The following is a 26,257-nucleotide window of genomic DNA, read 5'->3' on the forward strand; positions in this document are numbered from 1 at the left end:
TCATTTCTACACGAACCCAACAGTAACGGACGCTACAGACCAGGCCGTGTAGAAATGACGGACCTGACCCCGGATTGGCCGTTAAAAAGGCCAGCGCTTGAGGATGGTATAGGGTCGGCCTTGGTCGATGTGGCTGTGCAGGAGCACGAGTTCGCGCACAGTCCATTCGACCGGCGCTACGCTTTGCGGTGCGGCGGTGACGTCGTCGTAGAGCATCGTCACGTGCGGTGTGTAGCTCGCCGGACTGCGCACGCCGCTGGTTTTCAGCAGCGCGGTGGCCAGGTTTTTGTAGAAGCCATTGAGGCCGACGATGCCTTCGGTGCCAGTCAGCACCAGCGGGCGGTGGCGCGGACCGGTGATGAAGGTTTGCGCGGTGTCGAAGCTGACTTTAAACGGTAACGTGCTGTCGGCCACCAGCGCTGCGGCTTTTGATGCGCTTTTGATCAGCGCGTCGGGCATGCCGGGGAAGTCGCCCAGCACGCACAAGGTGACGTGCAGTTTGAGGTCGTTGATCGGCCGGCCCGTCATGCCATGCTGCGTCTTGAGTTCCGCAGCCAATGCGCTGATGGCGGTGATGGCATGCTGGTCCGGCATCACGGCGAAGAACAGCCGGTCGGTGTTCTTCGGTGGCGGTTCGAAATCGAACAGGGAGGCTTGTTCTGACATTTATTTGACTCGCTGCTTTTCCAGTTTGCGCGCCAGGGTGCGACGGTGCATGCCCAGTCGTCGCGCGGCTTCGGAGATGTTGAAATCGGTCTCGGCCAGCACCGCGTGGATGTGCTCCCACTCCAGCGTCTTGACCGATGTCGCGCGCGTGCTCAGTTCCAGGTCCGCCGCGCCAGCCACGTGCTCGAACGCGGCTTCGATGTCGTCGGTATTGGATGGCTTGGCCAGGTACTGGCACGCGCCGAGCTTGATCGCTTCCACGGCGGTGTTGATGCTGGCGAAGCCGGTCAGCACCACGATGAGCATTTCTTCATCATGCTCGTGCAGCATCTGCACGCACGCCAGGCCGGACGAGTTGCCTTTCAACTTCAGGTCCACCACCGCATAGCCGGGCGAATGATCGACCAGCAGCGCGCTGGCTTCGTCCACATTTTCCGCCAGCAGCACTTTGTAGCCGCGACGCTCGAAAGAACGCCCCAAGGTCCGGGCAAAGGCCGCATCGTCTTCGACCAGCAGCAGTACTCGTTCTTCTATTGTCATGTCGTTTGTTGTTCCGATTTGATCTCGATGGCGGACAACGGCAGCGTCAAACGCACCATCGCCCCGCCCTGCGGCAGATTGGTCGCAGTGACTTCTCCGCCCAGCGTGCGCGCCACATTCACCACCAGGAACAGCCCCAGGCCACCGCCCGGACGTCCTTTGCTGGAGTTGTATGGCTTGCCGAACTGCGCCAGTATAGACGGATCGAAGCCGGCGCCCTTGTCTGTCACTTGCAGCACCAGCGTGTCGCCTTCGACGCTGGTCTGCATGCGCAGCCACGCGGGCGACGCTTCCAGCGCATTATCCAGCACATTGCAGATCATTTGCTTTAGCGTGGAATCAGACACCACGGGATGGTCCGGCGTGATGCGGTTGTCAAACTCGAAATCTACCACGGGACGGCCGATGCGCCACTCCGCCACTACTTCATCCAGGAAGGTGTTGATGGTGGTCGCGGCCGACGATTCGCCGCGCGTTTCGCCCGCCGACAGCAGGATGCCGCTGACGATGGACTTGCAGCGCTTGAGCTGCGTCTGCATTTCGGCGATTTCTTCCAGCAGCACCGGATTGCCTTTGAACTCGGGCATGTGCTTCCAGTCGCCCAGGATCACGGCCAGCGTCGCCAGCGGCGTCCCCAGTTCATGCGCGGCGCCTGACGCCAGCAGGCCCATACGCACGATGTGCTCTTCCTCTGCCGCGCGCTGGCGCAAGTTCGCCAGCTTGGCCGCGCTGCTGCGCATGTTCTGCGTGATGCGGGTAATGAAGATCACCAGCAGCGCCGCGTCCAGGATGAAGCAGATCAGCATGCCCTGCACGTACAGGCTGAAGATGCCCAGCGCATGGTCCTGCGGCAGCGGCAGCGGCTCGGAGAACAGCGCCAGCCCGACGATACAGGCGCCGGTGACGATCACGATGGTCCAGGTTGACCATGTCTCCAGCAGCACTGCGCCCAGAATCACGTGCAGCAGGTACAGGAACACGAAGGGATTGGTGGCGCCGCCGCTCAGGTAGAGCTGCGCCGTGAGACTGGCTACGTCCACCGTCAGCGCCAGCAGCAGTTCGCTGTTGGACACCACCTGGTTTTCCTGCCAGCGCAGGATGCTGGCGACGTTGAACGCAATCAGGCAGGCCAGCACGTTCAGCATGGCCGGCATCGGCAGCCGCACGCCGAGCAGGATGGAGGCCGTGGCGATCGTGGTGATCTGGCCGATCACCGCGATCCAGCGCAGCTGGATCAGCTGCTGCATGTTTTTGTGGCCGGCCGCGTGGGTGATGGTGTTGGCCGACGCATTCACCGAGGCCAGTGGCTCCACCACCGGCATGCCTGGCCGGCCTCTGTCGTAAGGATTAGGTTGTTTGTTTGCGCGCATCTCGGATGACCCATACCGTCGCAGCAGCCACCATCAGGGCCAGTGCGTACCAGGTGATAGCATAAACCAGATGGTTGTTGACGAAGGAAATAACCGTCAGGCCGCCCATCGGCTGCTCACCCGCCACCGGCCCCGCTGCCTGCGCGGAAGGCGCGTCTGCATCGACAAAGTACGGCGCCACCGCCGGCAGGCCGCGCGCCTGCGCAATCGCCTGCAGGTCACGCGTGTACCAGTAATTGCGCGCCGGTTCGTTCTGGCGCAGACGCCCGGCCAGCTCGTTGAGCCGCAGCAGGCCGCTGAACGCCACCGTCGCGCCCTGCGCCGTCTTGCAGGCATCGGCGGCGGCCATCGCGGGCACCGCCTGCGGCTTCCAGCCGCCGATACCGGCCGGCACAAAACCACGGTTAATCATGACGATGCCGCCGTCCGCCGTACACAGCGGCGTCAGCACCCAGTAGCCGATGCCGCGGTCCAGCGATGCCAGCACCTGCGTGGTCGAACCATCGAGCAGCACGCCACTGAGCTGCACGCGGCGGTATTCATCCGCTTCGGCGTTCAGCTGCGGCCATTGCGCCATCGATGGCGCAGCGACGGGCGCCGCATGCACGCGCTGGTCGACGCGCTCGATCAGCGCCAGTTTCCATTGAAGCCTGAATATCTGCCAAGTCCCCAAAGCAAAAAACCCTGCAAACATCACCCCGGCCACGAGGGCCAGGATGACGCGCAGGGCGCGGGGACGTTGGCGCTTGATGGCGCCTGTCATCATTGCATGTCTTGCATGTTGTGAGCGTCGTTACCCATCGAAGGCATCATGTTGATGTTCATGTGGTACATGACCCAGATCGAGCCAGCCAGTACGATCACCAGCAGCACCAGCGTGAACACGGTGGCCAGCAAGGACCAGCCGCCTTCTGCTTTGCCGTTCATGTGCAGGAAGTAGATCATGTGGACCACCACCTGGATCGCCGCAAAGCCCAGGATCACCACTGCGGTGGTGCTCGACTTGTCGAACACCTTGGCCATCACCAGCCAGAATGGAATCGCGGTCAGGATCACCGACAGGATGAAACCAATCGCGTAGTCCTTCAGGCTGCCGTGGTGGCCGTCGCCTTCATGGCCGTGGCCATGGTCGTCATGGTGGCCGTGCTCAGAGTGATTATGTGGTGCGCTCATGGCAGGACTCCCATCAGGTAGACAAAGGTAAAGACGCCGATCCAGATCACGTCCAGGAAGTGCCAGAACATCGACAGGCACATCAGGCGACGGTTGTTTTCATGGGTCAGGCCATGTTTCGCCAGCTGGAACACCAGGGTGAGCAGCCAGATCGAACCGAAGGTCACGTGCAGACCGTGGGTGCCGACCAGTGCGAAGAACGAGGTCAGAAACGCGCTGCGCTGCGGACCTGCACCTTCATGGATCAGGTGCAGGAACTCATACACCTCGAGGTACAGGAAGCACAGGCCGAAGGCGCCGGTCACCAGCAGCCAGATGATGGTGGCTTTCAGGTTCTTGCGCTGCGACGCGATCATCGCGAAGCCGTAGGTGATCGACGACAGCAGCAGGAAGCCCGTATTCAGGGCCACCAGCGGCAGGTCAAACAGTTCCGCGCCCGACGGGCCGCCCGCATAGTTGCGGCCCAGGACTGCGTAAGCGGCAAACAGGCCTGCGAACAGCAGGCAGTCGCTCATCAGGTAGATCCAGAAGCCCAGCAGCGTGCTGTTCTCAGGATGATGGTCACGCACGTAGTAACGCGCGCTTGGATCTGCGCTCAGGGCGCCATTAGCGTTAATTTCAGACATGGCTTTCCAGCAAACGGGTATGCGCTTCTTCGGTACGAACTACTTCATCGGCTTTGATGTAGAAGTCGCGGTTGTAGTTAAAGGTGTGGATGATGATGGCAGCAACCATCGCCACGAAGGACGCGACTGCAGGAATCCACATCGACCAGACCATGGCAAAGCCGAAGGCGAAGGCCAGTGCCGAGATGATGAAGCCGGCGCCGGTGTTCTTCGGCATGTGGATATCCACGAAGCCGGTCAACGGACGCTTGTAGTTGTTGGCTTTCATGTCAGCCCAGCTGTCGCTGTCGTGCACCACCGGGGTGAACGCGAAGTTGTAGTCTGGCGGTGGCGACGAGGTTGCCCACTCCAGCGTACGGCCTTCCCACGGATCGCCGGTGACGTCGCGCAGCTTGGCGCGGTCTTTCCAGCTCAGGAAAATCTGCAGCAGGAAGGCGCCGATACCAGCAGCAATGATCACGGCACCCAGTGCAGCGATGATGAAGTAGATCTGCAGCGATGGATCATCGAAGTGGTTCATGCGGCGAGTAACGCCCATGAAGCCCATGATGTACAGCGGCGTGAACGCGACCCAGAAGCCGACCAGCCAGCACCAGAACGATACCTTGCCCCAGAACTCATTGAGCTTGTAGCCGAAGGCTTTCGGGAACCAGTAGTTGATACCGGCGAACAGGCCGAACACCACGCCACCGATAATCACGTTGTGGAAGTGAGCGATCAGGAACAGCGAATTGTGCAGCACGAAGTCGGCAGGTGGCACGGCCAGCATCACGCCGGTCATACCGCCGATGACGAAGGTCAGCATGAAGCCCACGGTCCACATCATAGGCACGGTGAAGCGGATGCGGCCCTTGTACATGGTGAACAGCCAGTTGAAGATCTTCGCGCCCGTCGGGATCGAGATAATCATGGTGGTGATGCCGAAGAACGAGTTGACACTCGCGCCGGAGCCCATGGTGAAGAAGTGGTGCAGCCATACCAGGTAGGACAGCACGGTAATCACGACGGTTGCATACACCATCGAGGTGTAGCCGAACAGACGCTTGCCGGAGAAGGTCGAGACGATTTCCGAGAACACGCCAAAGACCGGCAGAATCAGGATGTACACCTCAGGGTGGCCCCAGATCCAGATCAGGTTCACGTACAGCATTGGGTTACCACCCAATTCGTTGGTGAAGAAGTTGAAGCCGGCAACGCGGTCCAGCGACAGCATGGCCAGGGTGATGGTCAGGATCGGGAAGGTCGCAACGATCAGCGCATTGGTGCACAGTGCGGTCCAGGTGAAGACCGGCATTTTCATCATGCTCATGCCTGGGGCGCGCATCTTGATGATGGTGGCCAGCAGGTTGACGCCAGATAGCGTGGTACCGACACCCGCAACCTGCAGGGACCAGATGTAGTAGTCGACCCCGACGTCCGGCGACGCGGCGATGCCCGACAGCGGCGGGAATGCCAGCCAGCCGGTTTTACCGAATTCACCAACGAACAGCGAGACCATGGTCAGCATGGCGCCGAAGGTGGTCATCCAGAACGAGAAGTTGTTCAGGAACGGGAACGAAACGTCGCGCGCGCCGATCTGCAGCGGCACCACGTAGTTCATCAGGCCCGTGACCAGCGGCATGGCGACGAAGAAAATCATGATCGTGCCGTGGGCGGTGAACACCTGGTCGAAGTGGTGCGGCGGCAGGAAGCCGGGATTGTCGCCGAAGGCCATGGCCTGCTGCGCGCGCATCATGAGCGCGTCGGCAAAGCCGCGCAGCAGCATGACGATACCCAGCACCATGTACATGATGCCGATTTTCTTGTGGTCGATGGAAGTGATCCAGTCGCGCCACAGCGGGCCCCACAGACGGAATTTAAACATGGCAGCCAGCAGCGCGAGGCCGCCGATCGCCACCATGGCGAAAGTGCCGATCAGGATAGGCTCGTGGTATGGAATTGCTTCCAGCGACAGCCGTCCGAAGATCAGATTGGTGAGATTCAGATCAGACATGGTCATTCTTTACGGGTAGGTTGAGCAGTGGCGGCGACGTTCGGTTCACATACGTCTTTTGGCAGGTTCTTGATCGCTGCCGCTGCCTTCATGCGCGTTGCATCCTGGTGCATCTGGGTATTGATGCAGGTGCTGCCTTCAGCCACGCAACGGTTCAGGATCAGGTCATAGATGCCCTGGTCGACGGTACCGAAGTGCATGATCGGATGCTTGATGGTCGGCTTGTCCAGTGCCACGAACTCGGCGCGGGTCAGCGCGCTGGTGCCGGCCTTGGTCTTGGCCACCCAGGCGTCAAAGTCCGCCTGCGATACACCGTGGTATTTGAACCTCATGTCGGAGAAGCCGGCGCCGCTGTAGTTGGCGGAGAAGCCGTCATACACGCCTACCTTGTTCATCACTGCATTCAGCTGCGTTTCCATGCCGGGCATGGTGTAGACCATACCGGCCAGCGCAGGAATGTAGAACGCGTTCATGACGGTGCTGGCGGTCATGTGGAAACGTACCGGCACGTCGATCGGCGTCACCAGTTCATTCACGGTGGCGATGCCCTGCTCCGGATAGATGAACATCCACTTCCAGTCCATCGCCACGACCTGCACTTCCAGCGGCTTGACGCCGGCGGCGATCGGACGGTTTTCGTCCAGGCGGCTCAGCGGACGGTAAGGGTCCAGCAAGTGGGTGTAGATCCAGGTGATCAGGCCCAGCACGATGATGATCAGCAGCGGAGCGCCCCAGATCAGCAGTTCGAGCTTGGTCGAGTGGTCCCAGTCTGGTTTGTATTCGGCGGCGGTATTTGACTTTCTATAGCGCCAAGCGAACAGACAGATGAGGAACATGACAGGTACGATAATCAACAGCATCAGCAAGGTCGACACCACAACGAGGTGGGCCTGCTGCGCTGCGATATCCCCGGACGGATTGAGCACGACCGTATCGCAGCCAGCGAGCCACAATAACGGTGCGAGGAGCAATCCACGACGAACGATAGGAGGAATCATGCGGTAATGTACGTTACAGAATATTGGGAACATGCTACTGTACTCACTAAGGACTGTTCTTGCCATTGGACACTTTGTCCTACCCGTCCGGGCAGCCCTTGTGATAACAATTACTTAACAAGAGACAAAGAGATTATGGCTAATACGACTTCCATCAGTGGTAGCCAAGCTGGCGTCCACGAACATCATCAAACGAGCCCTGGTGCGCGCAACATCAACGCCAGGGATGGGCATATCTCTCCTGGGGAAATAGCAATCGGCGTGGTCATCGGGCGCGCTTCCGAGTACTTCGACTTTTTTGTCTACGCCATCGCCTCAGCCTTGGTGTTCCCGTCCGTGTTCTTCCCGTACGAGAGCAGGCTTGACGGCACACTATACGCTTTTGCCATTTTTGCGCTCGCCTTTATTGCGCGGCCGTTGGGAACTGTGGCTTTTATGGCAGTTCAGCATCATTTCACACGAGAAGCCAAGCTCACGCTGGCCCTGCTCATCATGGGGGTGTCCACGGCCGGCATCGCCTTCCTGCCGGATTACGCCAGCCTGGGCACTACGTCCCTGGTCATTCTGTCAGTATTGCGAGTCGGACAAGGTATCGCCCAGGGTGGTTCCTGGGACGGCCTGCCGTCGCTGCTGGCGCTGAATGCGCCGGAGCACAAGCGCGGATGGTACGCGATGCTGGGCCAGCTCGGCGCCCCGATCGGCTTCCTGATCGCTGCCGGCCTGTTCTCGTACATGCTGTCCAATCTGAGCTCGCTGGACTTCCTCGACTGGGGCTGGCGCTATCCGTTCTATGTCGCGTTTGCGATCAACGTGGTGGCACTGTTTGCCCGCCTGCGCCTGGTCACCACCCACGAGTACACCCACCTGCTGGACGAGCACCAGCTGGATCCGGTGCCGGTCGGTGACCTGATGCGCTCGCAAGGCCGCAACGTCATCATCGGCGCGCTGGCAGCACTGGCCAGCTACGCGCTGTTCCACCTGGTGACGGTGTTCCCGCTGTCGTGGATCACGCTGACGTCGCAACGTTCACTGGCGGGCTTCCTGCAGGTGCAGATGGTGGGCGTGGTGCTCATGGCAATCGGCATCATCATCTCCGGCCTCATTGCCGACCGCGTTGGCCGCCGCCGCACGCTGGGTACGCTGGCCACCTGCATCGCCATCTTCAGCTTCAGCGTGCCTTACCTGATCGGTGCCGGCGAGGCAGGCCAGGATGCCTTCGTCCTGCTCGGCTTCTCGCTGCTGGGTTTGTCGTACGGTCAGGCTGCCGGCGCCGTGACCGCCAACTTCCCGCAGCAGTACCGCTATACCGGCGCGGCGCTGACGTCCGATCTGGCCTGGCTGGTCGGCGCCGGTTTCGCACCGCTGGTGGCGCTCGGCGTGTCCTCGCACTTCGGTCTGGCGTATGCGGGCCTGTACCTGCTGTCCGGCGCCGTCAGTTCGCTGGCCGCGCTGAGCATCAACCGCGCCTGGGCCATCCGCGATAACTAAGTAGCTCCACACGCCCGACCACACCGTTGGCCGGGCGCTTTCCCTCCTGCCCCTCCCTTCCTGCGTTAAACTGTTGCAAGATCACAACGAGCAGCAAAACCCCATGCTGCACTGCACGGTAAAAGGACTAAATCCATGAAAGTTTGTATTGTTGGCGCCGGCGCCATCGGCGGTTTTATTGGTGCGCGCCTGGCTGCGGCTCAGGCTTGCGAATTGAGCGCGTTTGCGCGCGGCGCGACGCTGGCGGCGTTGCGCGAGCACGGTTGGCGTCTGCAAGAGAATGGCGTGCTGCACACCGCCCCCGCACACGCCAGCGATAACGCGGCCGAGCTGGGTTCGCAGGATGTGGTGATCATTGCCGTCAAAGGGCCGGCGCTGGCCGCCGTCGCGCAGCAGATTGCGCCGCTGGTCGGGCCGGACACGCTGATCCTGCCTGCCATGAATGGCGTGCCATGGTGGTTTGGCCAGGGCGTGGCCGCGATCGGCGATGCGCCGCTGGACAGCGTCGATCCCGGTGGCGTGATTGCCGCCGCCCTGCCCTACGCCCAGGTGCTGGGCTGCGTGGTCCACGCCAGCACGTCCACGCCGGAACCTGGGCTGGTGGCGCACAAGATGGGCAACGGCCTGATTATCGGCGCCCCCCAGGGCGGCGACTCCGCACGCGCGCAGCAGCTGGCCGCCTTGCTGCGCCTGGGCCGCTTTGACGTCACCGTGTCGGCCAACGTGCGCTATGACATCTGGTACAAGCTGTGGGGCAATATGACGCTGAATCCCGTTTCGGCGATTACCGGCGCCACCGCCGACCGCATCCTCGACGATCAGCTGGTCGCCGAATTCTGCCGCGCCGCCATGCGCGAAGCGGGCGCCATCGGCCAGCGTATCGGCTGCCCGATCAGCGAGACGCCGGAGCAGCGCCACCTGGTTACGCGCAAGCTGGGCGCCTTCAAAAGCTCCATGCTGCAGGACGCCGAAGCGGGCCGTCAGCTGGAACTGGACGCGCTGGTTGCAGCCGTGCGCGAGATCGGCCAGCGCCTGCAAGTGGCGACACCGAATATCGATGCCCTGCTCGGCCTGACGCGTCTGTTCGGCCGCATACACAAGCTCTACCCGGAGTAAGCCGCGCACGTTATCGCTGCGCAATACCAGACATCCTCGCTAGAATCGGCCCAACAACCTGATCACAGCGAGGTGCGAGATGGCGTCAACCGTAGGCGACTTTGTACTCAAACGACTGGCAGCATGGGGCGTGCGCCGCATCTACGGCTATCCGGGCGACGGCATCAACGGCGTGATCGGCGCCTTTGGCCACAAGGATACCGGCATCGAATTCGTGCAGACCCGGCATGAGGAGCTGGCCGCCTTCATGGCCTGCGCACACGCAAAATTCAGCGGCGAAGTCGGCGTCTGCCTTGCCACCTCCGGCCCCGGCGCCATCCATCTGCTCAATGGCCTGTACGACGCCAAGATGGACCACCAGCCGGTGGTCGCCATCGTCGGCCAGCAAAGCCGCATGTCGCTCGGCGGCGACTATCAGCAGGAAGTGGATCTGGTGTCGCTATTCAAGGACGTCGCCCATGACTTCGTGCACATGGCCACCACGCCCGAACAGGTGCGCCACCTGATCGACCGCGCGATGCGTATTGCCATCGAACGCCGCACCGTCACCTGCGTGATCCTGCCCAACGACGTGCAGGACATGAAGGCGGTCGAGACGCCGCCGCACGAACACGGCACCGTCCACAGCGGCATCGGCTACACCGGCCACGCGCTGGCGCCACGTCACGAAGACCTGCAACGCGCCGCCGCCGTGCTGAACGCCGGCAAGAAGGTCGCCATCCTGGTGGGCGCCGGCGCGCTGCACGCCACCGACGCGGTGATCGCTGTCGCCGAACGCCTCGGCGCCGGCATCGCCAAAGCCCTGCTGGGCAAAGCCGCCGTGCCGGACACGCTGCCCTATGTGACGGGCGCTATCGGTCTGCTCGGCACCAAGGCCAGCTGGGACATGATGAACGAATGCGATACGCTGCTCATGGTCGGCTCCTCCTTTCCCTATGCCGAATTCCTGCCGAAGGAAGGCAAGGCGCGCGGCGTGCAAATCGATATCGACGCGCGCATGCTCAATATCCGCTATCCGATGGAAGTCTGCCTCGCCGGCGACAGCGCCGCCACACTGGAAGCCCTGCTGCCGCTGCTTGACCATCAGGCCGACCGCAGCTGGCGCCAGCGCATCGAAGGCAACGTCGCCGACTGGTGGCAGGTGCTCGAAGCGCGCGCCATGAACGACGCCCATCCCGTCAATCCGCAGCGCGTCTTCTGGGAACTGTCGCCACGCCTGCCGGACAATGTCATCCTGACCTGCGATTCCGGCTCCTGCGCCAGCTGGTATGCGCGCGATCTCAAAATCCGTCCCGGCATGAGCGCCTCGCTGTCCGGTGGCCTGGCGACCATGGGCTGCGCGCTGCCGTACGCGCTGGCCGCCAAGTGCGTCCACCCCGACCGTCCCGTGATCGCCATGCTGGGCGATGGCGCCATGCAGATGCTGGGCGTGAACGCGCTCATCACGCTGGCGCAGATGTGGCGCCAGTGGGCCGACCCGCGCCTGGTCATCATGGTCCTCAACAACGGCGACCTGAATATGGTCACCTGGGAGCAGCGCATTACCGAAGGCGACGCCAAGCTGCCAGCCTCGCAGGATCTGCCGCCCTTCCCCTACGCCGCGTATGCCGAGCTGCTGGGCCTGCGCGGCATCCGCGTGAATGAGCCCGGACAGGTGGCGGCGGCCTGGGAGGAAGCCCTGAGCTCGCCGGTGCCGACGCTGCTGGAAATGGTCACTGATCCCGATGTGCCGCCGCTGCCGCCGCACGTGTCCGGCAAACAGGCGGCCCACTACTTGCGCGCCCTGCTGCGCGGCGACCAGGAAGCGTTGGGCGTGGTCACCTCCACCATCAAGGAAGTCTGGGACGGCATATTTCCCGGGAGGAAACACAGCTGATCGTTGTACAAATGCCTCAGTTGCCACACTATGGCGCCACCGTTGCTGACTCCCCACGCCATGCGTTTGGCTTCCCAAGCCAGTGCAAAGTAACTATTAACAAAGTGGTTTCGCTCTAAGATCGGCTCATTGCAGTTCTGACACCGTTTCTTGAGCAACCTATGACACCAGCATTGAATGTGCAAGCGGCACTCTCAGGCAAGCGCGTGCTGATCACCGGCAGCACCGGCTTTCTGGCCAAAGTGGTGCTGGAAAAACTGATCCGCAGCGTGCCGGACATCGGCTGCATCGTGCTGCTGATACGCGGCAGCGCCAATGGCGCCGATGCCCGTGCGCGCTTCGAACGCGACATCGCCACCTCGTCCATCTTCGACCGCCTGCGTAGCGAGCGCCCGGCTTTCCTGGCCGGCTTCTTTGCCGAAAAAATCGAATGCATCACGGGCGAAGTGACGGAGCCGGGCTTCGGCATGCCGATCAGCGCCTTCAATGCGCTGGCCCGCCGCGTCGATCTGATTATCAATGCCGCCGCCAGCGTCAATTTCCGCGAAGCGCTGGATGAGGCGCTGGCCATCAACGCCATCAGCGTACAGAACATCACCGAGCTGGCGCGCGCCGGTAATGCGCCGCTGATCCAGGTATCGACCTGCTACGTCAACGGCTACAACCGCGGCCCCATGTACGAGGAAAACGTGGCGCCGGCGCGCGCCGCCATCCCGCACCTGACCGAGGGCCATTACGATTTATACGGTTTACTCCAGCACCTGAAACACCGCATCGCCATGGTGCGCGCGGAGGTGCGCGATCCCGACGAACTGGCCCGTCGCCTGACGGAGCTAGGCATCGCCGAGGCCAATTACCACGGCTGGAACGACACCTATACCTTTACCAAATGGATGGGTGAACAACTGGCCATGGCGGCCATGCGCGGCCGCGCGCTGACCATTGTCCGGCCTTCCATCATCGAGAGCACCCTGCAGGAGCCAGCGCCGGGGTGGATCGAAGGTGTGAAGGTGGCGGACGCCATCATCCTCGCCTACGCACGCGGCAAAACCAGCTTCTTCCCGGCCCGGCCGAATGAGGTGGTGGACATCGTCCCGGCCGATCTCGTCGCCAACAGCATCGTGCTGGCCTCCGCAGAAGCGCTGAGCACCCAACCAGCCACCCGCATCTATCAGGCCTGCACCGGCTCCAGCAACCCGATTACCGTCGGCAGTGTCATCGACCTGATTCAGGGCGAGTCGCAGCGCAACTGGCGCCAGTACGAGCGCCTGTTCTACCACGAGCCGAAACACGATTTCCGCGTCGTCAGCCGCCCCGTCTTCCTGCTCATGCTGCGCGCCATGCGCCTGGGTGCAAGCGGCTGGAGCGGCGTGCGCAAGCTGCTGGGCGCGGGCGAATCGCCCCGGCTCGAAGCCCTGCGCACTACCCAGCTGCTGGCCCTGACGTTCTCGTTCTACACGGCGCCGCGCTATGTATTCCACAACGACCGCCTGCAGGCGCTGGCGCAGCGCTTCAGCAGCGAAGACCAGGCCCGCTACAACGTCGACGCCGGCACCATCGACTGGCGCGAATACCTCTGCCGCATCCACATGACGGGCCTGAACCGCTACGCCTTGCGGCCACGGTCGCCCAAGTCGGTGGAAGCGGCAGCGGCGGCAGCAGATGTACCCGTAACAGAAGAGACAGAAGCAAAAGCAGCACCTATAAAAATATAAAGCGAGCACCGGAGACAGCAAGAATGAGCAAAGCCCCTGCAGCACCAGCGGCAATGACCCGCCGCGACTATGCCTGGCACCGCATGGACACCGAAAAGAATCTGATGGTCATCAACAGTATCCTGCTGTTTGAAGGCCCGGTGGACATGGAACGGCTGGTCTCCACCATTGGCCACCGCCTGCCCAACTATCCCCGCTTCACGCAGAAGGTCATCCGCCTGCGCGGCCGCCCGCACTGGGTGGAAGACGACCAGTTCGACATCACGCAGCACATCAAACTGGAACGCATGGAGCGCGATGTGCCGCGCGACGAGCTGCAAAATCACCTGACCCGCCTGGCCCACCTGCCGCTGGAGCGTAACCGTCCCATGTGGCATATGACGGTGCTGGACCGCGTCAACGGCGGCCACGCCATCGTGTTCCGCGTCCACCACTGCATTACTGACGGCTTGGGCCTGGTGCATGTACTCAACCACCTCACCGACGACAACGGCCTGCATGGCAGGACGCCATCGCCGGTCGGCCATCCGCACCGCGCTGTCGCGCACAACCCGGTCTGCTCGGCCGTGGTGCGTGCGGTGTCGGCGCTCAAGGTCGCTGCCCATGTGGCGCGCCTGTCGGTGCTGTGGCCCGATGCGCAGACCCAGTTCAAGACGCCGATGACAGGCGCAAAGCAGCTGGTCTGGCTGCCGCCGCTGGAAATGGACCGCGTACGCGCCATGTCCAAGCGCATGGGCGTCACGCTCAATGACGTCTGGGTCGCCGCCGTCTCCGGCGCACTGCGCACCTATCTGGGCGAGCGTGGACAGAAGCCCGATGGCCGCGCCCTGCGCGCCGCTGTCACCTTCAACCTGCGCGAGAAAGGCAATGCCTTCCAGCTCGGGAATGAATTTGGCCTGGTCGCCGTCGACCTGCCGACCAACGAGGAAGCCCCGTGCGAGCGCCTGCGCCTGTCCAGCAGCCGCATGACCGCCATCAAACGCTCGCACCAGCCGCGCGCCACCATGGCGTTCCTGTCGATCGCCGGCTGCCTGCCGACCGCCCTGCAGCACTTCGCGCTGAACCTGTTCACGTCCAAGGGTTCCGTGGTGCTGACCAATATCGAAGGCCCGTCCAGCCGCCGCTACCTGGCCGGCTCGCGCCTGACGGACCTGATCTGCTGGGTGCCGCAGGCAGGCAAGCTCGGTGTGGGCCTGGCCTTTATCTCGTATGCAGGCCAGATTCAACTGGCGCTGTTCGTGGACACCGACCTGGTGCCCGACCCGGACCGCCTGATGCAGCTGACCTACGACGCGTTTGAAGAACTGGAACTGGCCACGCAGGACGTCGAAGCCCCTCAGCCGGTCAGCGAACCGGCCCTGCCAGGCATGGTCATCACCGCGTCATAAAGCCGGCGTATGCTGCTCCCCATTGCAAAATGAGGAGCATTGCGTGAACCTGAACGAGCACGACCTGCTGGACCGCGTCCAGCGCGAGCTGACCGACAGTTACGACGAAGAGCTGGAGATGGAACTGGAAGACCGCGAGATCGATCCAGTCACGCGCCAGGTCGTCGAACGCGAACGCACTGCCGAAGCCAAGGAAGAGCGCCGCATCTACTTCCGCGAACTGTTCCGCCTGCAGGCGGAGCTGGTCAAGCTGCAGGACTGGGTGGTCCATACCGGCCACAAGGTCGTCATCATCTTCGAGGGCCGCGACGCTGCCGGCAAGGGCGGCGTCATCAAGCGCATCGTCCAGCGCCTGAATCCCCGCGTGTGCCGTGTCGCCGCGCTGCCGGCGCCCAACAACCGCGAGCGCACCCAGTGGTACTTCCAGCGCTATGTGTCGCATTTGCCGGCGGCCGGCGAAATCGTGCTGTTCGACCGCAGCTGGTACAACCGCGCCGGCGTTGAACGCGTGATGGGCTTCTGCACCGACGACCAGTACGAGGAGTTCTTCCAGACCGTGCCGGAATTCGAGCGCATGCTGGCGCGTTCCGGCATCCAGGTCATCAAGTACTGGTTCTCGATTTCCGACGAAGAGCAGAATGCCCGCTTCCTCGGCCGCATTCACGATCCGCTGAAGCAGTGGAAGCTGAGCCCGATGGACCTGGAATCGCGCCGCCGCTGGGAGGAATACACCCGGGCCAAGGAGATCATGCTGGAGCGGACCCATATTCCCGAGGCGCCGTGGTGGGTGGTGCAAGGCGTGGACAAGAAGAAGGCGCGCCTGAACTGCATCCATCACCTGCTGGGCCAGATGCCTTACGTGGAAGTGGAACATCCGGCCATCCTGCTGCCGCAGCGCGAGTACCACGACGATTACGTACGCCGTCCGGTGCCGCCGGAAATTATCGTCCCCGAGGTGTATTAATTCCCGCATCGCTGCTAAAGTGCTAAGCTTGTCAACATAAACACAGGATTCAGCACTTATGAGCAGCGACGATAGCCTCCGCGCCATGCCTGGCGCGGGCTCTTCCACATCCGTCTTCAGCCCGCACCGCCTGGTGTCGCTGCTGCTTACCCCGCGCGCCTACTTCGCCCAGCCGGACCTGCTATCGGACCGCCGCGGCATCCTCATCGCCGCTGCCATCATCGGCATGACCAATGTGATGGGCCGCATCGACCAGAATCTGCTCAAGACCAGCATGCAGCATCGTGACATTGAGCATCTCGATGTCACGACCAGCTGGATGACTGCGTCCTGGAGCCATTACTGGCTGCTGGCGGTCTGCGGCGGGATGGTCAGCGCAATCCTGTCGTGGTATATCGCCGGCTGGTGGTATCGTAAGCGTCTGGAGTGGTCGGGCGCCAGCGACGTCGCGCCAGTACGCGCACGCTCGATCAGCGCCTTGCAGGACCTGGTCTATGTCTTGCCGGTGATGCTGTGGACGCTGATACAGACAGTCAGCTACCCCAATTATGCACAAGCCTGGCAGGCCGCTGACGCGGGCGGCATGCTGTTGCTGGTGTTTTTGCTTTGGTCATGCTGGACCAGCTACTGCGCGGGACAACAGCGTTTACTGTCCACAAAAACAAGGCGAGGTTCTGGTTCCTGATAATGCCGGTCCTGTTCTATCTGTTGTTCATGGGCGGGCTTGGCTATGTAATGGGTCTATTCAGATAAGGAGAAAGATGATGCAGCTTGGTGCGTTTTCCCTCAGTCTTGCAGTCAAGGACCTGGCAGCCTCGCGGGCGTTTTATGAAAAGCTGGGCTTCACCCAGTTTGGCGGCAACCCGGCGCAAAACTGGCTCATCATGAAGAACGGCGACCACGTCATCGGTCTGTACCAGGGCATGTTCCCCAACAATATGTTGACCTTCAATCCCGGCTGGGACCAGAACGCACAGGCGCTGGACGGTTTCACCGACGTGCGCGAGATCCAGCGCCAGCTCAAATCGCAAGGCGTTACATTCCAGGCCGAGGCCGACGAAACCACCACCGGCCCGGCCAGTTTCATTGTGCTGGACCCGGACGGCAATCCCGTTCTGTTCGACCAGCATCTGTAGGGAGACGCCATGAGCCTGGGCACTGTCACCCCCATCCTGCGCCTGTTCGACGAAACCATGACGCGCGAATTCTATGTTGATTTTCTCGGCTTCCAGGTCGACTGGGAGCATCGTTTTGAAGGCAACTTCCCGCTGTACATGCAGGTGTCCAGGGACGGCTGCCTGCTGCAGCTATCCGGCCACTTCGGCGATTGCTGCCCCGGCGCCGCCATCCGCATTACCACTACCGATGTCGATGCCTACCAGGCCGAATTGCTGGCCAAGGAATACAGGCACGCGCGTCCCGGCGTAACAGAAGCGCCATGGGGCGGCCGCGAAATGTCGATCCAGGACCCGGCGGGCAACCGCCTGACCTTTTACAACCGCGACCCGGAGATCTCCGCATGAACGAATACATCCTGTTGATGCACGACGACGTGCAGGATGCCGCCAAAGCCAGCGACAACAGTTTGTGGGGCGACTACATCCGCCAACTGCACGCCTCGGGACAGTTCGACGGCGGCAGTTCCATCGGCCACGGCGCGGCCTTCAAGCAAGGCCAGGCCGGCGCGCTGACGCCACTCACCGGCTACATCCGCATCCGCGCCGACAGCCTGGAAGCCGCGCGCCACTTCCTGGCCGGTAACCCGACCTATGAAGCCGGCGGCACCGTGGAAATCCGCGAACTGCCGCGTGAGGAATAAACCGCAGCCATCAGAAGCATCGTAGGCGAGTACCAGGCGGACTGCCTCGCAATACTCTGACGATTCCCGCCGGCCTCGCGGCGGCGGCAGTTAGAGTTGGGGAATGAGAACGCTAACTATAATGCCACTGTGGCTGGCCCTGTGCTACCTCGCACCGGCTGCCGCCGATACCGGCAAGGCAAACACACCCGCCAGCCCCACCGTGGAGGTCCCTGGCGCCGCACAGGACCGTGACGAAAAATCCTATCGCAGCATGCTGGCGGGCGTGGACATCTTCGAAAGAAACCGCAATCTGGCGCCCGGCGCCGAGCTGCGTTTCAAGCTGCTCCCGCGACAGGCCGGCGTTGCCATGGAAGGCCTGGCGCTGGAAATCAGCGGCGCCAATACAAAAATCGCGCTGCCGCTGGCGGCGGACCAGACCTTCTCCCTGCCGCGCAACGCCGATGCCGCCAACGACAATGCCACGGTCAGATCCAATCGCAAGGACAAGAGCCTGACCTGGCGCGCGGACATCCGCAGCCCCAACGTGCCGCCCAACGCCAAGCGCCTGGGCGACCTGCTGCTCGAATGCAAAGTGGCGATGGCAGGCGATCTGGTGGCCTACATCCATCACCCAATCAACATCATGATCACCAAGATGGATGATCCCTGCCGTTCCATGCCGATCAATATGTTCAATTTCGCCGACCGCGCGCTGTTCAGCGTGACCCTGATCGACGGCAACCGCCGCAGCGCCATGCCGGCCACCATGCTGCATGGACCGGAATACCCCGTCATGGCGGGCCAGCAGGACTGGACCTTCCTGCGCGAGCGCGTCTACATGGTGAAGTTCAAGGCCCTGTATGAAAAGGGCTGGTCCGACGACACCCTGCTGCAATTCGACTACATGGACGACGACAAGGCCACCGAATGAACAGAGTAAAACTAGCCGCCGCCCTCATTGTCACCGCATCGATCGTGGGCTGCGCATCGACCGGCAACGGCGCAGTGAAAACACTGACGCAAAAAAACGCGGCACAGAGCATCGTCATCGGCAAATCGACCAAGGCCGACATCATCCGCACCTTCGGCGCCGCCTCGATCAGTACCTTCCCCAATGGTTACGAGATCTGGCTGTACCAGGTCGGCTACTCAAAGACGGTAGACTCCATCCCGTATATGAACCTGCTGGTCAGCAGCGCGGACAATCGAAAAGAACTGTCCATCCTGTTCGACAAGGGCGGCGTGGTGAAGAAATACCAGCTGATGGAGCGGGAGCCCTGAACCAGGGAATTGCGCATACAATACGGCATGCACAAAATCCGCATTCTGCTGCTGGCGCTGTTTTTCCTGCTAGGCTCCTCCGCCTATGCGATGGCGCCCGTGCATACCTGCTGTCCCGTCAAACAATGCAGCGTGGCGCAATGCCTTGATATGGGCTGTGCACCGGCCCCGATGCAACCAGCCGCCATGGGCGCGACGGCAATCGAATCAACCACGCCAACGTTCAGGGATTACATCGCCCACGTTCCGGCGTATCAGCCCGACCGCTATGAAGAAGTCTGGACCCCGCCTGATTGAACGCACTCAGGCCCGGACACACTTCTTTCAACCATACCGATAGGACTTAACATGAAATCGAAAATCGCCAAACTCGCAGTCGCAGCAGGCTTGCTGACCACCTCCGCTTTCGCACTGGCAGCCAATGCCGGCTGCTGCGGTGATGTGATCTGCTGCATCAAGATGCTGGCCTGCTGCCTGTAAGCCCTGAGTAACAGCGTGGCCCACTTCAGCGATGGAGTGGGCCATTTTTTATTGCGGCTGGCTGCGCGAACGGCGGCGGGCGACAAAGCCCAGCAAGCCAAGGCCGGCGCCCAGCATCGCATACGTGCCCGGTTCCGGTACCGCGCTCACCTTGATGTTGGCATCCGGCGCGAAATCGGCCAGGCGGCCCAGGCCCGAAACACGGCTATCAATCGACCAGACCGTCCATGTGTAATCCTGCGGCAGCAGGCCTTTCGATGGCAGCAGCGAGGCGGCGACCGTCGCAAAAATCTGGTTGCCAACGATGTGCGTTGCAACCGCATTGGCGCCTACACTGCCAGTACCGTTGGCACGCAAAGTCAACGTCGAGTTGAAAGTCACGCCAGGCAGGCCGACGGAAGCAAACGGCGCATTGTTCGAACCGCCCACATCAAGACCGAATACATAAGCAGCGCCAGCGACATCGGCGATCGGGCCGGCAGCCGTGGTGCGGAACACAAACTCATTGGTGGCCGCGTTGTAGCCGACGTCCGCAGACAGCACATCAAACGCAGCATCCTTGCTACCGGTGTAGACCGACAGGAAGTCATTGGCTGGATCAGTAACAGCATGGGCATTCGCGGCAGCGGCGATGCCGGCAACAGCAAGCGTCTTCAGTAGGAATTTTTTCATGTCAGTTGTCCGTATAGGGTTGTGGGAAGCGCGCCTGGGCGCACCAACCGTATATTCCTGACAACGATGAAAAGGTTTTAAAAAAACAGAAAAAAATTTATCCGAAGTCTGATGCGCTTTTTTTCCAGTGATTTTCTCAGTGTCCGACCTTGGAAAACACGTTCATGATGACGACGCCGGCGATGATGAGGCCCATGCCGATGACGGCTGGCAGATCAAGCTTCTGGCCGTAAAGCAGCCAGCCCGCCGCCGCGATAAGGATGATGCCGACGCCGGACCAGATGGCGTAGGCCACGCCAACCGGTATCGTACGCAAGGTCAGGGAAAGAAAGTAGAAGGCGATTGCATAACCGGCGATGACAATGGTGGACGGCCCCGCTTTGGTGAATCCATCGCTGGCCTTCATCGCAGATGTGGCGATCGTTTCAGCGACAATCGCAATCGCCAGGCATAACCAGTTGTTCATTGCACTCCTCCTCTGTTCAGGCCACAGTATGCCTGAACAGAGGAGCGAACGTCATCAGTAAGCCGTCTGCGTATAAGGGCGCGCAGTGGTGGCCTTGCCCCACGCCGTATTCGGCTGACTCGACATGGTGAATACCAGCTCGCCGCCGGCCGTGATCTGCTCATGACGCAGGAAAGTCTGCGCCAGCGGCTTGCCATTCAGCGTGACGCCTGCCACGTAGATATTCTCCTTGCTCAGCCCAACCGCGCGGATGGTGAAGCGTTTGCCATTCGGCAGATTCATCACCGCCTTGTCCAGGAATGGGCGGCCAATCACATACTCGTTACTGCCCGGCGCCACCGGGTAGAAGCCCAGCGCCGTGAAGGCCAGCCACGCCGACATCTGGCCAAGATCATCGTTGCCCGACAAGCCGGCCGGCGTCGTGTTGTACTGCGACGCCACCACCTGGGTCAGGCGTTTCTGCGTCTTCCACGGCGCACCCGCATAGTTGTACAGGTAGGCGACATGGTGGGAAGGCTCGTTGCCGTGGGCGTAGTGGCCGATCAGGCCGGAGATATCCTCCATATGCGCGTACACGTTCTCGTCCACCTTGGCATCGAACACCATGTCGATCTTGTTTTGCAAAGCGGTGTCGCCGCCCAGCATCTTGATCAGGCCCGCGTTATCGTGCGGCATATACCAGGAATACTGCCATGCGCTGCCTTCGGTATAGTCGCTGCCGAAGTTGGACAGCACGGGATCGAACGGCTCACGGAACTGGCCGTCCGACTTCTTCGCGCGCAGGAAGCCGGTTTTGACGTCAAACGAGTTACGATAATTCTGCGCGCGCTGGAAGTACTTCGCGGCGATATCCCTCTTGCCCATCTTCTCCGCCATGCGGGCGATGGTCCAGTCGTCAAACGCGTATTCCACCGTCTTGGATGCGGCTTCCGGTTCCAGATCGATCGGCACATAGCCCAGCTTCATGTAGTGCTGCAGGCCGCCGTACGGACCATATTCCGCGCTGCTGGTCATGGCCTTCAACGCCTCCTCGGCATCGAAGCCTTTCAGGCCTTTCATGTAGGCGTCGGCGATCACCGGCACGGCGTGATAGCCGATCATGCACCAGGTTTCCTGGCCGTGGAACTGCCACACGGGCAAAATGCCGTAAGGGCTGGCCTTCTGCGATTCCACCAGCGAGCGCACGAAGTCCACATTGCGCTGTTCCGGCTGTATCAGCGTCAGCAAGGGATGCAGCGCGCGGTAGGTATCCCACAGCGAGAAGGTCGAATGGTAGCGGAAGCCCTTGGCCTGGTGAACCTCGTTGTCGGGACCGCGATAACGGCCGTCGCGGTCCATGAACAGGCTAGGCGCCAGCATGCTGTGATACAGCGCCGTGTAAGCCATCTTGCGCATCTCCGGCTCGGCTTCGATGGCGACAGCACCCAGCGCCTCGTTCCATGCCGCCGTTGCCTTGCTGCGTTCGGCGTCAAAATCCCAGCCCGGCATCTCGGCCAGGTTGGCAACTGCGCCCTCTTCGCTCACGCCCGATATCGCCACCTTGACCTGCAACTGGCCATCCGCAGGAACGCCGAATTCCAGCGAGCCGGCCAGCGCCTTGCCTTCAACGACCACCTTGTCGCCAGGGCCGCTGCCCGGACCGGCGAAGCCTTTGTATTCGATGTCACGCTCAAAATTGCGCAGCGAGCGCGCAGTGAGGGGATGCGAGAACTGGATCGCAAAATACAGCTGGCGCCCTGGCGCCCAGCCGCGCGTCTCGCGCATGCCGGTAATCAGCGTGTTGTCACGCACGCGCAAGCGCGACCACAGGTTCTTGGCGGCGTAGTCATAAATACTGCTGCGCAGGTCCAGCATGACCTTGGCCTGCGCGCCCTTGGCGTAGCGATAGCGATGCAAGCCCACACGCTCGCTCGCCGTCAGCTCGACATCCACTTCGTTGTCCGACAGCTTGACCGAGTAGTAGCCCGGCTCGGCGCGTTCATCCTTGTGGCTGAAGCGCGAACGGTAGCCGCTGAAAGGCCGTTCCGGGTAGCCCGGCTCCCACTTGGTTTCGCCGCTATAGGGCATCAGCAGCACATCGCCCAGGTCGGAGTGGCCGCTGCCTGAAAAATGGGTATGCGAGAAACCGAGGATGGAGTCATCATCGTAGCGGTAACCGGACGCCCATGGATAGCTCTGCCGGAACGGCCGCACCTGTGTATCCGGGCTAAGCTGCACCATGCCGAAAGGCCGCGTGGCGCCGGGGAAGGTGTGGCCATCGCCACCGGTGCCGATAAAGACATCGACTGCCGCCGCAGGCGTGGCCTGGGCAGAGGCCAGCGCAGGAAATGCCAGCGCCAGCGCCAGTGCGCCAGCCGGGAAGAGTTTAATCACATTCATTCAGCACTCGCTATCAAGACGATGCAACTTTATAGCGCTTGCCCAGGCCACGGTCAATCGCCCGTCCCCGGGAGTGTGATTGTTTAGTGAGTTCACTAAACACAGCCGGCTAGTCGTAGCGCATCCACACCAGCGCGGCAGCGCCGCTGCGACGGATCAGCGCCTCCGTTTGCAGCTTGGCAGCGCCTTGCGTCAACGTGCTATGCACCAGAAAGTAGTCGCTGGTGACGCCGTAGTTAATGCCTTCCAGCGTCTCCTTGTCATTGAGGCGGAAAGCAAAGTCGCTCGGTCCCTTGAAGTGCGCCTGCCTTCTGCGCTCGGCCAGCAGGCGCGCATCGTTCAGCGAGAAATTCACCACCGAGGTCAGCACCTCGGGCGGTGCGGTGTTGACGTTGATTGCCGTCTGCGCAGGCAGGATCACGACAAAGCCACGCAAACGCTCCAGCACTTCGTCATTCAGGCCACGCACGCCGCGCAAATCATCCAGCTGCTGGATCACCGGTCCTTTCTGATCGGCCGCCAGCGCCTCGGCAATGCTGTACGCCAGCGCCGCCTCCAGCCTCAGTGCCGACAGCAGCCTGGCAAATGCCGTCACCTGAAACAGGTCGATGCCGCCAGCGCCAGCCAGATTACGCAGATTGAACAAGCCCTGCGCATCCGCGACCTGCTGTGCAAGGCGGCCACCCTGTTCCGTCTCCTCCAGCAGCGGCGTGCTCCATGCCCCATCCAGTGCCGTGACGCTGCTGTGCGCCGTATCGTCGAGCAGCGACAGGCGTGCCGCGTCCAGCCCCGCCCGCGCCAGCCACTGGGCTTGCAGGCGCTGGCGCTGCCCCTCCATGCCGCGCACCAGAATCTGCTGTTGCCAGAAGATGCCAGTGACCAGCGTGACCGACAGCGCCGTCAGCAGCAAGGCCGTCACCACGGCCACGCCGCGCTGACTGCCTTTCATGCTCAGTTATGCGATACGTTCAAGGCATAGAACTTCACCAGCGCGCCGTTGTTTGGATCGGTGCCGTTCGACTGGATGTAGTTCCCCGCCTTGAAATACTCGCCATACCCGATAAAGCTCTGTGGCAGCGGGAAGGAATACGGCGTGCCATTGATCGACACCGTAATCGTGCTGCTGGTGGCCTTGATCTGATAAGTGAAGGTCGTATTCAGCGGGATATTGGTCAGCGTATGTGGCGTCTGGCCGCCGGCCGGGCTGTTTTCGATGCCCAGCACGATGTCGCCGCTGCTGCGGTAGTACAGCTCAAGCAGCGGCTTGGTCGACGACGGCAGCCCGGATTGCAGCGCCGTGCCAATGTGGATCTGCCCGATGGCCGTGCTGCTCGGGACTTTGACCACCTTCACCGTCGCATTCATGATGTGCGTACCGGCGATATCCCAATTGGCGGCACTGCCGTTGGCATTCATCTCGCGCAGTTCGGAGCGCGGATGGTCGGAGTTGGGCGTGGTCACGCCGGTTTCCGGGCACCAGAACGTCATCGCGCCATCCGTATCGGTGTAGAAGTAAGCGCTGGTGTAGCCGCCCTCCAGTTGCGATGGCGTCTTGGTCTCCGGTGAACCTGGCGAACCGACCGGCAATTGCAGCTGCCAGATCGACAGGTCGAAATTGCCGCCGGGCGGCTGGTTCGGGTTCAGGCCGGAACAGCTGCCGGCGCCATTGGTCCAGATTTCCATCTCCGACAAGCTGACCCAGTTATTGACGTTGCTGCCGGTCGCCTGCAGGCGCACGTAACGCGCCGAGCGGTCGGCAAAACTGTAAGGCTTGAGCTGCGCCGTGGTGCCGCTATTGGTGCCGTTGAAGACATCGGTCCAGGTATTGCCGTCGTTGGAGATCTTGAGCGACAGGTTGTACTTGCGCGAGTCGCCGCTGTACCAGGCCAGATTGGCATACGAGATTTTGTAGCAGCCGCCCAGATTGTATTGCAGCCACTGCGCGCCATTGGTGGCGTCGGCCGACCAGCGCGTGGCCAGCGAACCGTCGTTCGCGTTCACCGGCAGGTTGGAATCGCTGGAACTGGCCGAGACATTGGCGTTCGGTATTGTCAGCCTGGTCTGCGCCAGGACCGGCAACGACGCCAGCATCGCGCTGGCAAGCAAAGCGACAGCAGATATTTTCAGCATGGTGTGTCCCCTGTAAAGTTGTTTTTAATGCAGGGTCAGCATACTCAAGCTCAAAATGAAGGTAAACGTTTTTCTATCGTTCGCGTGGTTTACGCAACAACTCAATATTTAAGGCTAATTTTATAAATTAAACGTTTACCAAATATTCACCAATCACTTCCGTCAGGCGCGCCGCCTTTTTAACGTTGGCCTTGCTGGAGACCATCAGCGACACCACCAGTGCCTCGATCACCGCGACGGTGGCGACGCCGCTGCTGGGCAGCACGCCGTGTGCGCTGCTTGCGTACAGCACCTGGTCGGCCAACGCCACCATCGGTGCGGACGGCACGTCGGTAATCGCGACAACGCGGGCCTTGTGATCGCGGGCGAATTGGGCAAACCGCATGGTATCGGCGGAATAGCGCGGGAACGACAGCGCCACCAGCACGTCGCCGCGTCCGATGTGCACCAGATGGCCGGCCGCCACCTCGGCGCCGCCCGGCCCCGCCATCTCCACCACATGCTGGCAAAACGGCTGCAAGTGCAGCGCCAGCATCGCGGCCAGACTGGACGACATGCCCATCCCCAGCACATACACCGTGCGTGCACCGCTGATCTGGCGCGCCACCATGTCCAGCACCTGCTGGCTGTTGGCGTCCTGCGCGGCGGCCAGATTGACGCGCGCATACTCCATGCTGGTCTCGCCCGGCGACAGCGCTTCCTTGCGCCGCGCAATGGAGGTGCGCAGCTTTTCCACGGGCTGCATGGCCGTGTGCAGCGTTTCGGCCAGCGCACTGCGCATCGCGCCGTAGCTGGCAAAACCGATGTCGCGCGCAAAACGGCTGATGGTGGCGGTGGAAACCTGGCAGCCGTCTGCCATCTCCTCGATCTTGAGCGCGGTGCCGCGCATGGGATTGCGCATCAGGTAGTCGGCGATGCTGCGATGGGAGGCAGATCCCTCGGCGCGCACCGTGGCTAGCACCTTGCCCAGCGCCGATTGCACAAACGCGACGTCCGCCGGAACTGATTTACCTGAAGTCATGCCGCACTCGATTTTTAAAAAGGTGCAAGCATACGTACATTTCAGGCAACTGTGAACTTAGTATTTACCCGTAAGTGGCCGCCTTACCTAAACAACGACACTATGGAGTACATC

General features: G+C 61.7%; 28 protein-coding genes. 14 read left to right on the forward strand and 14 right to left on the reverse strand.

Translation table 11 applies throughout. The annotated features are described in order from the left end of the window. Window positions 1-81: 81 nt before the first annotated feature. From BUA36_RS05880 to cyoA, 8 genes are read right to left on the reverse strand one after another with little or no spacing between them, the layout of a single operon-like run. A complete protein-coding gene (locus BUA36_RS05880; RefSeq protein ID WP_072782237.1) occupies window positions 82-666 on the reverse strand; it encodes a 2'-5' RNA ligase family protein in 585 nt (194 codons plus the stop codon). After that, a complete protein-coding gene (locus tag BUA36_RS05885) occupies window positions 667-1,206 on the reverse strand; it encodes a response regulator transcription factor (protein ID WP_072782239.1) in 540 nt (179 codons plus the stop codon). Further along, window positions 1,203-2,528 carry an ATP-binding protein gene (locus BUA36_RS05890; protein WP_072782241.1) on the reverse strand — a complete coding sequence of 442 codons (1,326 nt, stop codon included), beginning with the start codon at window positions 2,526-2,528 and terminating at the stop codon, window positions 1,203-1,205. The genes BUA36_RS05885 and BUA36_RS05890 overlap by 4 nt, the downstream gene beginning before the upstream one ends. Before the next feature lie 25 nt (window positions 2,529-2,553). Further along, on the reverse strand, window positions 2,554-3,342 hold the full coding sequence (locus BUA36_RS05895) for an SURF1 family protein (RefSeq protein ID WP_072782242.1): 789 nt from the start codon (window positions 3,340-3,342) through the stop codon (window positions 2,554-2,556). Next, the gene (cyoD, locus tag BUA36_RS05900) at window positions 3,339-3,749 is read right to left on the reverse strand and encodes a cytochrome o ubiquinol oxidase subunit IV (RefSeq protein WP_072782244.1); all 411 of its coding nucleotides are present in this window, start codon (window positions 3,747-3,749) and stop codon (window positions 3,339-3,341) included. Before cyoD ends, BUA36_RS05895 begins: the two co-directional genes overlap by 4 nt. Beyond that, entirely contained in the window at window positions 3,746-4,375 is a 630-nt protein-coding gene (cyoC, locus tag BUA36_RS05905) for a cytochrome o ubiquinol oxidase subunit III (protein ID WP_072782246.1), read from the reverse strand. Before cyoC ends, cyoD begins: the two co-directional genes overlap by 4 nt. Then, window positions 4,368-6,374 carry a cytochrome o ubiquinol oxidase subunit I gene (cyoB, locus tag BUA36_RS05910; RefSeq protein WP_371851420.1) on the reverse strand — a complete coding sequence of 669 codons (2,007 nt, stop codon included), beginning with the start codon at window positions 6,372-6,374 and terminating at the stop codon, window positions 4,368-4,370. The genes cyoC and cyoB overlap by 8 nt, the downstream gene beginning before the upstream one ends. After that, the gene (gene cyoA, locus BUA36_RS05915) at window positions 6,371-7,366 is read right to left on the reverse strand and encodes a ubiquinol oxidase subunit II (protein ID WP_072782250.1); all 996 of its coding nucleotides are present in this window, start codon (window positions 7,364-7,366) and stop codon (window positions 6,371-6,373) included. The genes cyoB and cyoA overlap by 4 nt, the downstream gene beginning before the upstream one ends. 135 nt (window positions 7,367-7,501) lie before the next feature. Between cyoA and BUA36_RS05920 the strand changes: the two genes are divergently transcribed. The 14 genes from BUA36_RS05920 (at window position 7,502) to BUA36_RS31415 (ending at window position 19,475) form a co-directional block, all read left to right on the forward strand. Then, the gene (locus tag BUA36_RS05920; RefSeq protein WP_072782252.1) at window positions 7,502-8,854 is read left to right on the forward strand and encodes an MFS transporter; all 1,353 of its coding nucleotides are present in this window, start codon (window positions 7,502-7,504) and stop codon (window positions 8,852-8,854) included. Window positions 8,855-8,989: 135 nt separating this feature from the next. Then, complete coding sequence (locus BUA36_RS05925; protein ID WP_072782254.1) at window positions 8,990-9,970, forward strand: 2-dehydropantoate 2-reductase; 981 nt, start codon at window positions 8,990-8,992, stop codon at window positions 9,968-9,970. A gap of 79 nt (window positions 9,971-10,049) precedes the next feature. Further along, on the forward strand, window positions 10,050-11,846 hold the full coding sequence (locus BUA36_RS05930; RefSeq protein WP_072782257.1) for a thiamine pyrophosphate-requiring protein: 1,797 nt from the start codon (window positions 10,050-10,052) through the stop codon (window positions 11,844-11,846). A 161-nt stretch (window positions 11,847-12,007) separates the two neighbouring features. Beyond that, window positions 12,008-13,561 carry a fatty acyl-CoA reductase gene (locus BUA36_RS05935; RefSeq protein WP_072782261.1) on the forward strand — a complete coding sequence of 518 codons (1,554 nt, stop codon included), beginning with the start codon at window positions 12,008-12,010 and terminating at the stop codon, window positions 13,559-13,561. A 23-nt stretch (window positions 13,562-13,584) separates the two neighbouring features. Continuing rightward, window positions 13,585-14,949, forward strand: coding sequence for a wax ester/triacylglycerol synthase family O-acyltransferase (locus BUA36_RS05940; RefSeq protein ID WP_072782265.1), 1,365 nt, complete (start codon window positions 13,585-13,587; stop codon window positions 14,947-14,949). A gap of 118 nt (window positions 14,950-15,067) precedes the next feature. Next, window positions 15,068-15,913, forward strand: a complete 846-nt coding sequence (gene ppk2, locus BUA36_RS05945) for a polyphosphate kinase 2 (RefSeq protein ID WP_371851426.1) — start codon at window positions 15,068-15,070, stop codon at window positions 15,911-15,913. A gap of 58 nt (window positions 15,914-15,971) precedes the next feature. After that, window positions 15,972-16,598, forward strand: coding sequence for a hypothetical protein (locus BUA36_RS05950; protein WP_084560012.1), 627 nt, complete (start codon window positions 15,972-15,974; stop codon window positions 16,596-16,598). Between the two features lie 76 nt (window positions 16,599-16,674). Beyond that, window positions 16,675-17,049, forward strand: a complete 375-nt coding sequence (locus tag BUA36_RS05955; protein ID WP_229255620.1) for a VOC family protein — start codon at window positions 16,675-16,677, stop codon at window positions 17,047-17,049. Window positions 17,050-17,058: 9 nt separating this feature from the next. Beyond that, window positions 17,059-17,436: a glyoxalase superfamily protein gene (locus BUA36_RS05960; protein ID WP_072782268.1), complete on the forward strand. Its 378-nt coding sequence runs from the start codon at window positions 17,059-17,061 to the stop codon at window positions 17,434-17,436. Then, entirely contained in the window at window positions 17,433-17,732 is a 300-nt protein-coding gene (locus BUA36_RS05965; protein WP_072782271.1) for a YciI family protein, read from the forward strand. The genes BUA36_RS05960 and BUA36_RS05965 overlap by 4 nt, the downstream gene beginning before the upstream one ends. 121 nt (window positions 17,733-17,853) lie before the next feature. Next, window positions 17,854-18,645 (forward strand): hypothetical protein, encoded by a 792-nt coding sequence (locus BUA36_RS05970; RefSeq protein WP_084560013.1) that lies wholly within the window; start codon window positions 17,854-17,856, stop codon window positions 18,643-18,645. Next, entirely contained in the window at window positions 18,642-18,995 is a 354-nt protein-coding gene (locus tag BUA36_RS05975) for a hypothetical protein (RefSeq protein ID WP_072782274.1), read from the forward strand. Before BUA36_RS05970 ends, BUA36_RS05975 begins: the two co-directional genes overlap by 4 nt. Before the next feature lie 27 nt (window positions 18,996-19,022). Then, window positions 19,023-19,292: a hypothetical protein gene (locus BUA36_RS05980; protein ID WP_139260358.1), complete on the forward strand. Its 270-nt coding sequence runs from the start codon at window positions 19,023-19,025 to the stop codon at window positions 19,290-19,292. A gap of 51 nt (window positions 19,293-19,343) precedes the next feature. Next, complete coding sequence (locus tag BUA36_RS31415; RefSeq protein WP_255490671.1) at window positions 19,344-19,475, forward strand: hypothetical protein; 132 nt, start codon at window positions 19,344-19,346, stop codon at window positions 19,473-19,475. 48 nt (window positions 19,476-19,523) lie between these two features. On the opposite strand, the gene BUA36_RS30920 is transcribed toward BUA36_RS31415, so the two are convergent. From BUA36_RS30920 to BUA36_RS06010, 6 genes are all read right to left on the reverse strand, one after another. Next, window positions 19,524-20,147: a PEP-CTERM sorting domain-containing protein gene (locus BUA36_RS30920; RefSeq protein WP_072782280.1), complete on the reverse strand. Its 624-nt coding sequence runs from the start codon at window positions 20,145-20,147 to the stop codon at window positions 19,524-19,526. A gap of 136 nt (window positions 20,148-20,283) precedes the next feature. Further along, complete coding sequence (locus BUA36_RS05990; RefSeq protein ID WP_072782283.1) at window positions 20,284-20,613, reverse strand: DMT family transporter; 330 nt, start codon at window positions 20,611-20,613, stop codon at window positions 20,284-20,286. A gap of 54 nt (window positions 20,614-20,667) precedes the next feature. Then, complete coding sequence (locus BUA36_RS05995; protein WP_072782286.1) at window positions 20,668-22,992, reverse strand: GH92 family glycosyl hydrolase; 2,325 nt, start codon at window positions 22,990-22,992, stop codon at window positions 20,668-20,670. A 109-nt stretch (window positions 22,993-23,101) separates the two neighbouring features. Continuing rightward, entirely contained in the window at window positions 23,102-23,941 is an 840-nt protein-coding gene (gene gspK / locus BUA36_RS06000) for a type II secretion system minor pseudopilin GspK (RefSeq protein ID WP_072782289.1), read from the reverse strand. Between the two features lie 2 nt (window positions 23,942-23,943). After that, window positions 23,944-25,122, reverse strand: coding sequence for a polysaccharide lyase family 7 protein (locus BUA36_RS06005; RefSeq protein ID WP_084560014.1), 1,179 nt, complete (start codon window positions 25,120-25,122; stop codon window positions 23,944-23,946). Between the two features lie 127 nt (window positions 25,123-25,249). After that, entirely contained in the window at window positions 25,250-26,143 is an 894-nt protein-coding gene (locus tag BUA36_RS06010) for a MurR/RpiR family transcriptional regulator (RefSeq protein ID WP_072782292.1), read from the reverse strand. Window positions 26,144-26,257 lie beyond the last annotated feature (114 nt).

Origin of the sequence: Duganella sacchari (assembly GCF_900143065.1) — a bacterium.
In the GTDB taxonomy this organism is placed as follows: domain Bacteria; phylum Pseudomonadota; class Gammaproteobacteria; order Burkholderiales; family Burkholderiaceae_D; genus Rugamonas; species Rugamonas sacchari.

Excerpts from the sequence above, each read along its gene's own strand:
- BUA36_RS30920 (WP_072782280.1), bottom strand. The coding sequence starts at position 20,147 with ATGAAAAAATTCCTACTGAAGACGCTTGCTGTTGCCGGCATCGCCGCT.
- BUA36_RS05925 (WP_072782254.1), top strand. The coding sequence starts at position 8,990 with ATGAAAGTTTGTATTGTTGGCGCCGGCGCCATCGGCGGTTTTATTGGT.
- BUA36_RS05950 (WP_084560012.1), top strand. The coding sequence starts at position 15,972 with ATGAGCAGCGACGATAGCCTCCGCGCCATGCCTGGCGCGGGCTCTTCC.
- BUA36_RS05890 (WP_072782241.1), bottom strand. The coding sequence starts at position 2,528 with ATGCCGGTGGTGGAGCCACTGGCCTCGGTGAATGCGTCGGCCAACACC.
- cyoB (WP_371851420.1), bottom strand. The coding sequence starts at position 6,374 with ATGACCATGTCTGATCTGAATCTCACCAATCTGATCTTCGGACGGCTG.
- BUA36_RS05940 (WP_072782265.1), top strand. The coding sequence starts at position 13,585 with ATGAGCAAAGCCCCTGCAGCACCAGCGGCAATGACCCGCCGCGACTAT.
- cyoA (WP_072782250.1), bottom strand. The coding sequence starts at position 7,366 with ATGATTCCTCCTATCGTTCGTCGTGGATTGCTCCTCGCACCGTTATTG.
- BUA36_RS05885 (WP_072782239.1), bottom strand. The coding sequence starts at position 1,206 with ATGACAATAGAAGAACGAGTACTGCTGCTGGTCGAAGACGATGCGGCC.
- BUA36_RS05960 (WP_072782268.1), top strand. The coding sequence starts at position 17,059 with ATGAGCCTGGGCACTGTCACCCCCATCCTGCGCCTGTTCGACGAAACC.
- BUA36_RS05955 (WP_229255620.1), top strand. The coding sequence starts at position 16,675 with ATGATGCAGCTTGGTGCGTTTTCCCTCAGTCTTGCAGTCAAGGACCTG.
- BUA36_RS05990 (WP_072782283.1), bottom strand. The coding sequence starts at position 20,613 with ATGAACAACTGGTTATGCCTGGCGATTGCGATTGTCGCTGAAACGATC.
- BUA36_RS05895 (WP_072782242.1), bottom strand. The coding sequence starts at position 3,342 with ATGATGACAGGCGCCATCAAGCGCCAACGTCCCCGCGCCCTGCGCGTC.
- BUA36_RS05980 (WP_139260358.1), top strand. The coding sequence starts at position 19,023 with ATGCACAAAATCCGCATTCTGCTGCTGGCGCTGTTTTTCCTGCTAGGC.
- cyoD (WP_072782244.1), bottom strand. The coding sequence starts at position 3,749 with ATGAGCGCACCACATAATCACTCTGAGCACGGCCACCATGACGACCAT.
- BUA36_RS05970 (WP_084560013.1), top strand. The coding sequence starts at position 17,854 with ATGCCACTGTGGCTGGCCCTGTGCTACCTCGCACCGGCTGCCGCCGAT.
- BUA36_RS05995 (WP_072782286.1), bottom strand. The coding sequence starts at position 22,992 with ATGAATGTGATTAAACTCTTCCCGGCTGGCGCACTGGCGCTGGCGCTG.
- BUA36_RS05920 (WP_072782252.1), top strand. The coding sequence starts at position 7,502 with ATGGCTAATACGACTTCCATCAGTGGTAGCCAAGCTGGCGTCCACGAA.
- BUA36_RS05935 (WP_072782261.1), top strand. The coding sequence starts at position 12,008 with ATGACACCAGCATTGAATGTGCAAGCGGCACTCTCAGGCAAGCGCGTG.
- gspK (WP_072782289.1), bottom strand. The coding sequence starts at position 23,941 with ATGAAAGGCAGTCAGCGCGGCGTGGCCGTGGTGACGGCCTTGCTGCTG.
- cyoC (WP_072782246.1), bottom strand. The coding sequence starts at position 4,375 with ATGTCTGAAATTAACGCTAATGGCGCCCTGAGCGCAGATCCAAGCGCG.
- BUA36_RS05880 (WP_072782237.1), bottom strand. The coding sequence starts at position 666 with ATGTCAGAACAAGCCTCCCTGTTCGATTTCGAACCGCCACCGAAGAAC.
- ppk2 (WP_371851426.1), top strand. The coding sequence starts at position 15,068 with ATGGAACTGGAAGACCGCGAGATCGATCCAGTCACGCGCCAGGTCGTC.
- BUA36_RS05930 (WP_072782257.1), top strand. The coding sequence starts at position 10,050 with ATGGCGTCAACCGTAGGCGACTTTGTACTCAAACGACTGGCAGCATGG.
- BUA36_RS31415 (WP_255490671.1), top strand. The coding sequence starts at position 19,344 with ATGAAATCGAAAATCGCCAAACTCGCAGTCGCAGCAGGCTTGCTGACC.
- BUA36_RS06005 (WP_084560014.1), bottom strand. The coding sequence starts at position 25,122 with ATGCTGAAAATATCTGCTGTCGCTTTGCTTGCCAGCGCGATGCTGGCG.
- BUA36_RS06010 (WP_072782292.1), bottom strand. The coding sequence starts at position 26,143 with ATGACTTCAGGTAAATCAGTTCCGGCGGACGTCGCGTTTGTGCAATCG.
- BUA36_RS05965 (WP_072782271.1), top strand. The coding sequence starts at position 17,433 with ATGAACGAATACATCCTGTTGATGCACGACGACGTGCAGGATGCCGCC.
- BUA36_RS05975 (WP_072782274.1), top strand. The coding sequence starts at position 18,642 with ATGAACAGAGTAAAACTAGCCGCCGCCCTCATTGTCACCGCATCGATC.